Origin of the sequence: Mesorhizobium sp. M7A.F.Ca.CA.002.04.1.1 (assembly GCF_004022805.1) — a bacterium.
Taxonomy (GTDB): Bacteria; Pseudomonadota; Alphaproteobacteria; order Rhizobiales; family Rhizobiaceae; genus Mesorhizobium; species Mesorhizobium ciceri.
The window spans coordinates 1-9005 of sequence record NZ_RZPL01000168.1; the positions used below are offsets into that span (position 1 = coordinate 1).

Consider the following 9005-nt stretch of genomic DNA (forward strand, 5'->3'; position numbering starts at 1 on the left):
GCGGCTCGTTTCATTGCTGATGATCGAGGGCTCCCGCCACGAAATCCTGCAGGAAGCCGACATCTACCGCGAGCAATTGCTCGCCGCCTTCGACGCCTTCATTCCCGGCAGCGACGACCCCACGGCCTGACGGCCGCCGGTCGCTGGTCAGCCGCGCAAGGCAGCCATGGCAGCTGCGTGGAGTTCCGGCGTTGCAGCCGCCAGGACATCGCCGCCCTTTTCCGCAGGCCCGCCATCGAATGTGGTGACCACACCGCCTGCCTTCTCGATGATCGGGATCAGCGCCACGATGTCGTATGGCTTCAAACCGGGATCGGCGACGATATCGACGCTTCCCGAAGCGATCATGGCGAAGGCATAGCAATCGGCGCCATAGCGGGCGAGTTGGATCTGTCTTTCGAATGCATCGTAACGGTTGCGCGCTTCGCCTTTGAATAGCGCCGGCGTGGTGGTGAACAGCGTCGCCTGGTCCAACTTCGTCGTCTTGCGGGTCGTCAGTTTTCGCGGCCCGCCCGGCCCCTCATAGTGCGAACCTGAGGCGTTGGCGTAGAACAGCTCGCCGGTGAAGGGTTGCGCCATCATGCCGGCAACGGCGTCACCGTCGACCGTCAGCCCGACCAGCGTGCCCCACACCGGCAGGCCGGAAATAAAGGCGCGCGTGCCGTCGATCGGGTCGATCACCCAGACATGCCGGCTCGAAATGTTCTCGCTGCCATGCTCCTCGCCAAGAATGCCATGGTCGGGATACTCGGCAGAGATCAACGCCCGGATAGCGCGCTCGGCCTCGCGATCGGCCTCGGTGACCGGATCGAAACTGCCCTGTTCCTTGTTGGCGACCGCGCCTTGGGCACGAAAGCGCGGCAAGGTCTCCGCCGCCGCCACCTGCGCGATGCGGCGCATGAAATCGACACTGATGTCCAACTGATTCTCCCGCACTGCAGCATGTCCGAGCCGTGCTCTGCCGCCAATTTCGTACCAAAACAAGTGTGTTCGACTACTTCTCCGCGACGGCATCTGTTGCCCGGATGTCACATAAGCGTCGTCGAAACGCAATTTCCACATCAGAGTGAATTAAAAAAGCCTGAAGGTCGCTTGACATTTGTGCAACGCACAATACCCTTGACCTCGGACAGGGTTTCCTGTCCATGCCCTCCTTGGGCGTTTCCTCCCTAGACTTCGACCGTATCGTGCAAACGATGCGGTCTTTTTTTACGCCGCGATTTCACTCCGCGGCCAGCGGCAGGTCGATGAAATGATGGTCGGGCATCGACATCAGGTCGGCTGAGAACCGCGTCAGATCGTCGGCCAGCGCATCGAAGCCGGCGGCCTTCTCGAATGTCCGTTCGTTCATGTAGAGCCCGCGATTGACCTCGATCTGCAGCGCATGCAGATGGCGCGCCGGGCGGCCGTAATGCTCGGTGATGAAGCCGCCGGCATAGGGTTTGTTGTGGGCAACCGAATAGCCCATGGCGCTGAGCAGGCCGATCGCGGTCTCGGTCAGGGCGGCGGTTGCCGAGATGCCGAAACGGTCGCCGATGATGAAGTCGGGCCGCAGCCCGCTGTCGCCGACACGGATGCTCGCCGGCATCGAATGACAGTCGATCAGCACGGCAAAACCGAACCGCGCATGGGTCCGGGTCAAAAGCCGCTTCAGCGTCTCGTGATAGGGCTTGTAGACGGTTTCGATCCGGGCAACGGCTTCCGACAGCGGCAGGCGGCCGGAATAGATGTCGAGCCCCTCGCCGACCAGCTTCGGCACCGTGCCAAGCCCACCCGCCACCCGCGCCGAGCGGATGTTGCAGAAGGACGGCACTGGCTCGGCGAACATGCGAGGATCGAGCTCCCACGGCTCGCGATTGACGTCGAGATAGGCCCTCGGAAAATTCGCCGCCAGCAGCGGCGCGCCGAGCGCCACGGCACCGCCGAACAGCTCATCGACGTAACAGTCTTCCGACCGGCGGATGGCGTTGCGGTCCAGCCTTGCCATGGCCAGGAACCGTTCGGGATAGTAGCGGCCGCTATGCGGCGAATTGAAGAGGAAGGGGACGCGCTGCTCGGCGCCCGACCGGATTTCGAAGGGTGGAAAGACCGAAAAATCCTCGGCTGCCGTCTTCAATTTGAACGAACCCGAAAACACCAGTGCATCATGATGTGAAAGTGCCACCTTGCAGGCCGCGTGTCCAGCATTTCAGCGGCGGCACACCCCCGGCAAATATGGATCATCGCCGTCCGCGTTCACTTGATGTTTACCCTCACCTCCTCATATACAGGATGGTTAACGGGCTTGCCCAACGGCAATCTCGGGCGGGTGATTCGGACAGGATATCATGGCACGCATTCTTCTGGCGGAAGACGACGACGATATGCGTCGGTTCCTCGTCAAGGCGCTGGAGCGCGCCGGTTACCAGGTCAGCGATTTCGACAATGGCGCCAGCGCCTATGAGCGGCTGCGCGAAGAGCCGTTCTCGCTGCTGCTGACCGACATCGTCATGCCGGAGATGGACGGCATCGAGCTGGCGCGCCGCGCCACCGAGATCGATCCCGATCTGAAAGTCATGTTCATCACCGGTTTCGCCGCCGTTGCGTTGAACCCGGATTCCAAGGCGCCGAAAGACGCCAAGGTGCTGTCGAAGCCATTCCATCTGCGCGACCTCGTCAACGAGGTGGAGAAGATGCTGCAGGCGGCCTGAGCCGTTTTCTAGGCGAGGCGCCGCACCTCTTCGCCACTGCGGCGAGACGACGCCTTCTTTCCTTTTTCCTGCTATTGACGCGCTGGATCAAAAATGGTGTATGCGCGGCTTCGGATGGGCGTGTAGCTCAGCGGGAGAGCACTGCATTGACATTGCAGGGGTCACAGGTTCAATCCCTGTCACGCCCACCATCCAACCAGACAAATCAGACTTGGATCGACATGCTGGCCGGCTCGCCAGACAAAGCGCGTGGGCATGACGCGCGGGATGAGCAGCGTCGAGGTGCTGGCGGAAGAACGCCTCACTTGGGATAAGCAGGGCACAGCGTGGCACAGGGCCGTCCAGGGCGCGCGTTACACAGAGGTGGACGATTTCGGTGCCTCAAGGGGAGGCTGGACGTTGGCGAGCTTTCGAGCGCAACCCGCCCGTCCCAGCGCTGACCGGAACGGGCGACACGCAATCAGATCATTGCGGCGCTGGATCAGGCGTATTTCCCGGCCTGTCGCCGCCGCCCTTGCCTTCGCGGCAAGGCTCGCCGATGCCGCAGCATTTGCCGTTATAGGTGACGCCAGGCTTCAGCTTGTCGCATTCCCTGGGAGCGGTTGTCTTGCAGCCGGCCAGCACCGAAACGGCGATGGCGGCCAAAAAGACGTTTCTCGAGACAGTAAACATAAGACGTTCTCCTTGATGAACCATGTTTGGACACATCACTTGGTCGCGCCTCGGGTGAATTGGTTCACAAAAATAGTGATGGCGGCGAAAACAACCCTCACGGTTATTCGACAGAGGACACTCCTGGGCAGGCGCAGCAATCGCGTGGCGACGTGTCGGCGACGGCGAACACGCCCACGATGACGATGGCGGCCGATGCGGCGTCCTAGATGAATTGCGTGGTCATCTGGTCTAGAATCCAGCCAAAGCCCTGGTGATGCCGACAAGATGGCAACGAAGATCACGGCGGCAATAAGCTGAGCACGGTGTTCCTGGACCTGGGGCGGGAACGCAGCACTGATTTGGGTTGAAGATAAGCGGGCCTTGCGGCATGCGTTCCGGGACAAGGTGAAGTGAGGAGTTTATGCGGGGCGTTGCGATTCTTACAGAGGGAAGAAGCGGTTCGAACTGGCTGGGAAGCCTGACGAACGCAACTGGCCTGATGGGACGGTCGGAGGAATGGCTTGATCCGGCCTATCTACGTTTCGATCCCCGCACCTATGATGATCTTGAAAAAGCGGTCATCGAGAAAGCGTCGACCGACAACGGGCGGTTTGCGATCAAGTTGTTTCCGCGCCATCTGGCCTGGTGTAAGGAGAAATTCGGAAAGGATTTTCTATTCGAGATTCGAAGAAAACACGGCTTGGAATTCATTTTGTTGGAACGTCGCGACCGAATTCAGCAAGCTATTTCGTTCTACCGAGCTAGGATGTCTGGAGTGTGGACGAGCCGGCACGAAGGGAAAGTCAATCCGCGCTCTGTTCCTTATAGCTTCGCCGACATCAGCCAAGCGTATTTCCAGATTGATCGAAGCTATGCGTTCTGGAGGTCCTACCTACAACTTGCGGGGCTGGATTGTCGTCAATTCGTCTACGAAGATTTGCAGCAAGACCCACGGCCCTATCTGGAAGCTGTGGCGGATTATATGGGCGTCCAGGTCCCGGAAGACACCGCCAATTCGAGATTCACTGTTCAACGGGACAGCCTCACGGAAGAATGGATAGTGCGCTTTCGTGAGGACGCAGCGGCCAAGGGCGCCATTGAGGGCATCGGGGAGATGGCGGTGCCAAGAACGCTCGACAATATCGCCCGCTTTGCCCTGAAACGGCCCCTGATCCGAAAGCGCTTCTAGAGGCAGGTACTTTCTTCGGGGAAATTCGATGATCGTTGCAGCTGGCTCGGTTCCAGCGCTCGATGCCCCGGCTCTTCCTCCAGAACACCTGGAGTAAATCGCGCCGGTCAACCGTCTGCCCGCAGTAATGATCTTCTTCCGGGATGTCCTGGCCGCCGTGCAGCTTGCTGGGAACGGCGGGCCAGGGTCAGATAGTTTCGTCATGTCGCTCGAACCTGCCATTGCGGCAAAAAGTTCCGGAACCATCCTTCAAGCTGATGGAATCGCGGATCGCGTGTGCAGGATCGGCATTTCCCGGCTGTTCGCCGAGGTAGAGCGGTTCGCATTTGGGTTGACTTCTAGCCTGCGCCTGGCGCAACGCCGCATGTAGTGCTTGAAGTTGGCGAAGGGTTTCTCGATTGGGTTGAGGTCCGGACTATAGGGGGCAGGAAGGAGAGCCTCGCGGAGCCAGCCTACTGGTCATCGTCATCGTTATTGTCTGGATTGTCGACCAAACATCCCGCGCCGTGACACCCTTGGTAATTGCCTTGAGTGTCGAAATTCGGATTGCCATCCTTGTCGTAACTCGGCCTTGGATCGATGTAGCTGTCGTCCTTTCGACGCGCTTCCTTGCGATCCTTGTCTCTCTGTTCTTGCGCGGCCATGCGATCCAATGAGCGCTGCTCATCTTCTGAACGTTGTGAGGTCTGTTGCATCATGCAGTCGGCAAACCTGTTGGTTCCTGGCCTGTAGCCGTAAGACGCGCACTGTTGCTGATCCATTGCGCGCTGATCCTCAGCGCTGACGCAACCGGCAACCGCCAACGGCACAAGCGCGATCAGCACATATCTCATCTTGAAATTCGGCATTTTGTCACTCCAGATTATTCTGATGGCACCGGGCAAGAGAGGTCACCCTCCTGGCAGTTCAGGTAGGCCTTCAACTGCCTGGTGCGGGCCTTGGTCAGGTCAGCCTGACAAGCAGCGGCAACCATCGGCGCCGCGGAGCCACCATCGTCACCGCTGGATTGAAACGTGCATTCGGCGTTGCGGAACGCAATCCACGCTCTCTGCGCTTTCACGAACCGTGCCTTGCCGTCGGAATCATCCGTAAGCCGCTTCTGGATTTGCTTGAAGGTCTGGTTCAATGCCTGATCGGCTCTTTTGAAATCCGAAGCTGGATCAGCCAGAGCCGCGGTGGCGGCGAACGACAGCATGGCGACCGCAGCAAGTAGAAAACGCATGATTGTATCCCCCTCATGAAAACAACCACAAGTAAGCACGCATAGGAGCAGCCGGCAAGGCCTGGAAAACCATATAGTAAGCAAAGGGTTGTCGGGTTCAACAATGCAGGACGGACGAGGCTAGGGCCGTGAGGTGATATGCGGGGAGTGGCAGATAACTCATGTATTCGATGCAATGGCGGTCGAATGCGGCCGCCACAAGCTGACCATGTTTGGACACATCGCTTGGTCGCGCGCCGGGAGGATTGGTTCCAAGAAAATTGCGATCACCGGCGCATCTTTTGCGAGCTTGCCTTTGCGTGAAGGCGAATCGCCGATGCCGGGGCATTTGCCATGCTATGTGGTTTTCGGATTTGATTTATCGCATTGTCCTGTCGGCGTTGCCTGGCAACCTGCCGTCACTTATGCAGCAGAACGTAACAGGACATTCGCAACGTTACATGCGAGAGACGTTTTCCATGATTGATCGTGCCGCACAATTCAGGGCTTCGTCGCCTCACGCTCAAAAATGGTCCAGAATCAAAGTCGGAATGATTGGCGAAACCGCGCGCATCCCCGAGGCGGTGATCGGGATCCGGTCTCCCTGCGTGCCGTCATGAGTTCACAGTCCGGTAGGACAAAACTATCGTCCTGGCCGAAGATATATCGCGAACTGAACCGTGTGCGCACGCAATTGCGGTCGCCGTGGTCGACATTGGGCAACGCGCTCATTTCCGCAAAGCAGAATGCTGAATACCGGCGCGGACTCGGCAAGCGGATCGAGGCCGCCCGCGAGACTTACACGGCGTCGCCGATCTCGCAGATTGCCGACAGCTTCATGCTCGTCCGGATCATCGGCAATGATCTGGAACCGCGACACCGCAAGGGCCAGTCATTCGACAACGTGCTGTTCATTCTGGACAACGAACCGGTCTTCGACGCCTGCGAAAAATTCTGGATCGTCAATCGAATAGTCGACACCGACGAGGAAGCCCGGATCATCGGCCTGCTCGAAAGCCGCCGCCAGAATTTTCATACAATCCCCTTCGAACTCGATCAGTACCGGAAGATATCCTGGGACGTCGACCAGCTTGTTGCCGGCGACCTCCGATTCTCAGAGAAGGGCCGGGCGAGCGGACAGTCCGCGCGTTACGAAACGCACATCCGCCGCAGCAAGAACCTCTATGTGATGAACAACAATGGGGCTCGCAACGCCGCGCTCGCGATTGCCCGCGACAGGGCAAAATGGCTGATGCCCTGGGACGGGAACTGCTACCTGACAGCCTCTGCGTTCCAGCGGATACGGTCCGCGATCGAGAAAAACCCGCACCTTCCCTACGCTGTGGTGCCCATGGCGCGCATTGTCGACAATGCGCTTCTGCTGGACCAGAGCTTTCAGCCGCCGGCCGAGGAGGAGCCGCAGATCATATTTCGAGCCGATACCACGCAACTGTTCGACGAAAACTATGGTTACGGAAGGCGGCCAAAAATCGAGATGCTGTGGCGGTTGGCAGTTCCTGGCCCCTGGGACCGCTACCGCGACGACGCCTGGGATTTTCCACGCCCGGTCCGGGCGGCGGATGCCGGGCTGCTCCAGAAAGCGGGCTGGGTGGCGCGCCTGGATTCAGGGCGTTCGCATCTGGAGATCGGCAAGGCCGGCTTCGTCGCGCGTCTGGTCAGCCGCGATCAGGCGATCGTCGATATGGTCGATCAATGTGACGCCAAGGCAGTCGCCGCTCGGCTTGATACCTCCCGCCTGGCCTTTTATGACGAAGACGCCCTGGCCAACGCGGTGAAGGACGGGCCCATCCTGCACCATCTCGAAACCGCGGCCGGACAGGCACTCGCCCGCGGTCCGTTCAGCGTGCTCGACAAGACTGGCCTAGCCCCCAGCGGGGATCCCCAGGACTATTTTCACCCTGCGCCTTACTGGTGGCCCGACCCCGACAGACCCGACGGCCTGCCCTATATCCGGCGCGATGGCGAACGCGTGCCCGGCACGGCATTGTATGCAGCAGGAAGCGAAACCTACGATCGCACACGCTTGCAGCGCGTCTTCGACGACACAACCGTGCTTGCGCTCGCCGCAACCGTGCTTGATGGGCATCATTATGCCGTCCACGCCGCCAGGCTCTTTCGCGCATGGTTTATCGATCCCAGGACAAGAATGAACCCGCATTTGCGCTATGCGCAGGTGCGGTCGGGCCACGACAACAATGAAGGGTCCGGCCACGGCATCATCGAGCTGAAGGATTTCTATTTCTTCCTGGATGCCGTACGCCTGCTCGAGCGAACAGGAGTACTGGGCGACGAGGATCGCGAGGCGTTCAGAGCCTGGCTCGGTTCCTACTGCGAATGGCTGGACACCGCGCCGGCAGCCGCGACGGCCTTCTGCAGCAGCAGCAACCAAGGAACATATTACGATTTGCAGCGGGCATCGATCGCCACGTTTCTTGGCGACAGCGCCACCCTGGCCAAGATCAGCCTCTATGCTCGGGAGAGACTAGCAACCCAGATCGCAGCCGATGGCTCCTTGCCCAGGGAACTGTCCCGCACGCGCCCCAGGCACTACGCCATGTTTACCTTGCAAGGCTGGACGTCGCTGGCCCGTGTCCTGTCTTCGGTCGGTGACAATCTCTGGCAACACAAGACAGCCGAGGGGCTGGGACTGGTCCAGGCGCTGCACTGGCTTGTTGCGCACGAGAACAAGCCACACACCATGTCGGCCGAAACTGTCGATCCGGATCGGCTTGGGCCGCTGCTTCTCGACCTGACGCACCATGATCCCGCAGGAATGCCACCTGCCGATCTGGGAAGGGCGACCAAGCCCATTTTTCATCCAGACGAGGCAATCGCGCCTTTTTGGCTGTGGCGGAGACATTAGCGACGCCCGGCATTCCTGGCCTGTTACGTCGATGATGAGAACCACTTTCCGCGCTTCAAACACCCGCGACGGTGCAAAGGCTCTTCATCCTGGTCACCGCCAGTTCCGGATCGGCCAGCAATCCGGCCTGGTCGGCAAGGCGGAACACGTCGGCATAGTGACGGATGCCGCGCGCCGACTGCATACCGCCGACCATCGCAAAATGATCCTGATGGCCGTTCAGCCAGGCCATGAGGACGATGCCGGCTTTGTAATACTCGGTCGGCGCCTCGAAGATCTTTCGCGACAGCGGCACGGTCGGCGCCATCAACGCGTCAAAGCCGGCGCGGTCGCCTTCCGCCAGTTTCGCCAGCGCCGCGTTGGCAACCGGCGCAATCGCGTCGAAAA

Annotated in this window: 11 protein-coding genes, 1 tRNA gene and 2 pseudogenes; 7 read left to right on the forward strand and 7 right to left on the reverse strand. The window is 59.8% G+C overall.

Annotated elements, in window-relative coordinates; genetic code table 11:
* Positions 1–130: pseudogene (locus tag ENZ75_RS11545) on the forward strand (alpha/beta hydrolase); the annotation flags it as partial.
* Positions 131–147: 17 nt separating this feature from the next.
* Here the strand turns inward: ENZ75_RS11545 and hisN are convergent.
* Entirely contained in the window at positions 148–921 is a 774-nt protein-coding gene (gene hisN / locus ENZ75_RS11550; protein WP_024502739.1) for a histidinol-phosphatase, read from the reverse strand.
* Positions 922–1222: 301 nt separating this feature from the next.
* On the reverse strand, positions 1223–2164 hold the full coding sequence (locus tag ENZ75_RS11555) for an N-formylglutamate amidohydrolase (RefSeq protein WP_013529713.1): 942 nt from the start codon (positions 2162–2164) through the stop codon (positions 1223–1225).
* 163 nt (positions 2165–2327) lie between these two features.
* Between ENZ75_RS11555 and ENZ75_RS11560 the strand changes: the two genes are divergently transcribed.
* Together ENZ75_RS11560 and ENZ75_RS11565 are read left to right on the forward strand one after the other, a co-directional pair.
* Entirely contained in the window at positions 2328–2690 is a 363-nt protein-coding gene (locus tag ENZ75_RS11560) for a response regulator (protein WP_006199474.1), read from the forward strand.
* Positions 2691–2806: 116 nt separating this feature from the next.
* Positions 2807–2881 (forward strand) — tRNA-Val (locus ENZ75_RS11565).
* 274 nt (positions 2882–3155) lie between these two features.
* On the opposite strand, the gene ENZ75_RS11570 is transcribed toward ENZ75_RS11565, so the two are convergent.
* The gene (locus tag ENZ75_RS11570; RefSeq protein ID WP_013529712.1) at positions 3156–3362 is read right to left on the reverse strand and encodes a hypothetical protein; all 207 of its coding nucleotides are present in this window, start codon (positions 3360–3362) and stop codon (positions 3156–3158) included.
* A 403-nt stretch (positions 3363–3765) separates the two neighbouring features.
* Between ENZ75_RS11570 and ENZ75_RS11575 the strand changes: the two genes are divergently transcribed.
* Both ENZ75_RS11575 and ENZ75_RS34310 read left to right on the forward strand, forming a co-directional pair.
* On the forward strand, positions 3766–4533 hold the full coding sequence (locus tag ENZ75_RS11575; protein WP_027161395.1) for a Stf0 family sulfotransferase: 768 nt from the start codon (positions 3766–3768) through the stop codon (positions 4531–4533).
* A gap of 127 nt (positions 4534–4660) precedes the next feature.
* Positions 4661–4903, forward strand: a complete 243-nt coding sequence (locus tag ENZ75_RS34310) for a hypothetical protein (RefSeq protein WP_063168951.1) — start codon at positions 4661–4663, stop codon at positions 4901–4903.
* On the opposite strand, the pseudogene ENZ75_RS35075 reads toward ENZ75_RS34310, so the two are convergent.
* The 3 genes and pseudogenes from ENZ75_RS35075 to ENZ75_RS11585 all read right to left on the reverse strand — a co-directional run.
* A pseudogene (locus ENZ75_RS35075) lies at positions 4870–4976 on the reverse strand (transposase); the annotation flags it as partial. The gene ENZ75_RS34310 and the pseudogene ENZ75_RS35075 sit on opposite strands and share 34 nt — an antisense overlap.
* Positions 4977–4985: 9 nt before the next feature.
* Positions 4986–5381 (reverse strand): hypothetical protein, encoded by a 396-nt coding sequence (locus ENZ75_RS11580; protein WP_013529710.1) that lies wholly within the window; start codon positions 5379–5381, stop codon positions 4986–4988.
* Positions 5382–5395: 14 nt separating this feature from the next.
* Entirely contained in the window at positions 5396–5755 is a 360-nt protein-coding gene (locus ENZ75_RS11585) for a lysozyme inhibitor LprI family protein (protein ID WP_024502741.1), read from the reverse strand.
* Between the two features lie 175 nt (positions 5756–5930).
* Between ENZ75_RS11585 and ENZ75_RS11590 the strand changes: the two genes are divergently transcribed.
* Both ENZ75_RS11590 and ENZ75_RS11595 read left to right on the forward strand, forming a co-directional pair.
* The gene (locus ENZ75_RS11590; protein WP_127219021.1) at positions 5931–6221 is read left to right on the forward strand and encodes a hypothetical protein; all 291 of its coding nucleotides are present in this window, start codon (positions 5931–5933) and stop codon (positions 6219–6221) included.
* A 228-nt stretch (positions 6222–6449) separates the two neighbouring features.
* Complete coding sequence (locus ENZ75_RS11595; protein WP_244514234.1) at positions 6450–8618, forward strand: alginate lyase family protein; 2169 nt, start codon at positions 6450–6452, stop codon at positions 8616–8618.
* Positions 8619–8673: 55 nt separating this feature from the next.
* On the opposite strand, the gene ENZ75_RS11600 is transcribed toward ENZ75_RS11595, so the two are convergent.
* The coding region (locus tag ENZ75_RS11600) for a DUF993 family protein (RefSeq protein WP_128278106.1) at positions 8674–9005 on the reverse strand (332 nt) is incomplete at its 5' end.